This is a genomic window from Streptomyces sp. WAC05292 (genome assembly GCF_003949955.1).
Taxonomy (GTDB): Bacteria; Actinomycetota; Actinomycetes; order Streptomycetales; family Streptomycetaceae; genus Streptomyces; species Streptomyces globosus.
Genome location: NZ_RPSE01000690.1, coordinates 1 through 1619, shown reverse-complemented (window position 1 = coordinate 1619; position 1619 = coordinate 1). Strand labels below are relative to the sequence as shown.

The 1619-nt window shown below is 74.2% G+C and carries 2 protein-coding genes; both read right to left on the bottom strand.

Translation table 11 applies throughout. The features are described 5' to 3' along the window. Nucleotides 1-596: TIGR03619 family F420-dependent LLM class oxidoreductase (locus EF903_RS32410; protein WP_185902940.1), on the bottom strand; the 596-nt coding region annotated here is incomplete at its 3' end. A gap of 137 nt (nucleotides 597-733) precedes the next feature. Beyond that, on the bottom strand, nucleotides 734-1303 hold the full coding sequence (locus EF903_RS32405) for a hypothetical protein (RefSeq protein ID WP_260616226.1): 570 nt from the start codon (nucleotides 1301-1303) through the stop codon (nucleotides 734-736). Between the last annotated feature and the right edge of the window lie 316 nt (nucleotides 1304-1619).

The window sequence follows — 1619 nt, the reverse complement described above, 5'->3', positions numbered from 1 at the left end:
GATCCCCCCACCCAGACCGGCACCCGCTCCTGCACCGGCCGCGGCAGCTGCGCCAGATCCCGGAACGCGAACCGCTCCCCCTCGAACACCGGATACTCCTCCGGGCCCAGGGCGGCACGCAGCGCGTCCACGCACTCGTCGAGCAGCGCCCCGCGCCCGGCGAAGTCGGCACCGACCGCCTCGAACTCCTCCTGTACGTGACCGGCGCCCACCCCCAGCACCAGCCGCCCGCCCGACAGGCGGTCCACCGTCGCGTACTGCTTCGCCGTCACCAGCGGATGCCGCAGCCCCACCACCGCGACATGGCTCAGCAGCCGCACCCGCTCCGTGATCCCGGCGAGGAACGCCAACACCGCCACCGGGTCGTACCAGACCGCGCCCATCGCACCGGCGAGGCGCCTCGGTATCGCCACGTGGTCGCAGGTCGCGACGTACGCGAACCCGGCCCGGTCCGCCGCCCGCGCCACCTCCGCCAGGTCCTCGGCACCGGCCGAGGCCTCCCACGGCTCGGCGTACAGGGGGCTCTGCGACTGGACGGGCAGCTGCATCCCGTACGCCAGCCGGCCCTCCGGAAACACCCGCACCGAACCCGCCATGCCACGCCTCGCCTTCGTCCACGGCCCGCCGCCGTGCGGGCGACGGGGGACATCGTGCTGGCTGACGGTCCGTCAGACAAGGGGGTGCGCGGGCAGGGCGGCGGCAGGGCAGGGCAGGGCAGGGCAGGGCGAAGGGGTCAGAAACCCCGGGGCCCCATGGCGATCACCGGGTTCGCGGCCGGGTCCAGGACGGTCAGGAGCCGCGCCATGGCCTCCTTCGAGATCCCGACACAGCCCTGGGAGGGGCCGTCGTGGTCCACGTGGAGCCAGATGTTGCCGCCCTTGGCCGCGCCTTCGGGTTTCACCGGGTCCAGCGGCGACATCCCGCGCCGACGGTTGAAGTCGATCGCGATGACGTAGTCGAAGGACCCCTCCAGCGACTCCCCCTCCACACCGTGCCCCGACGCCACGAACGCCCGGCTGTGGTCGTACGGCAACCGCGTGCCCGGCGGCTTCGGCAGCAGACCACCCGCATCGCTCAGCGAGAACACCCCTTCGGGGGACGTCAGATCACCGTACCGGCGGTCCGCGGACCACCCTTTCGCGCCGTTCCGCGCGGGCCAGCTCCCCGCGAGCACCCAGTCGGCACCGGCCTCGGGCCGCGTGTAGAGCGCCGCCGTGGCGTGCGAGGAGTCCCGGCCGTGCCCCGTCACCAGGACCAGCTGCCGCGACTCGGCCGGGATCCGCGCCACAGTCCGCTCGCTCACCCCGGAAAGCCCCTGCAAGGAGGCCCTTTCCCGCGCCCGCACAACCCGGCTCTCCGGCGCGGCGGGTGGCCGGTCGTCGGATCTGTACGCCCGCGCCTCGGTGGCCCCGGAAACGCCGTCGACGGCATGCACCCAGGCCGCGGTGCAGGCGAGAAGACCGAGGGCCGCACCGGCACCGGCGCGCTTGACCGTACGGGACCGCAGGGAGCCGGCCCGGAGACGCTTGCTCATTCCCCCGACCGTACACAGAACGCACCCGGGAGGTGACACGGCGTGGACGGCGCGGCGGGGGACGGAGGTGGCGGCGGAGAGCGGG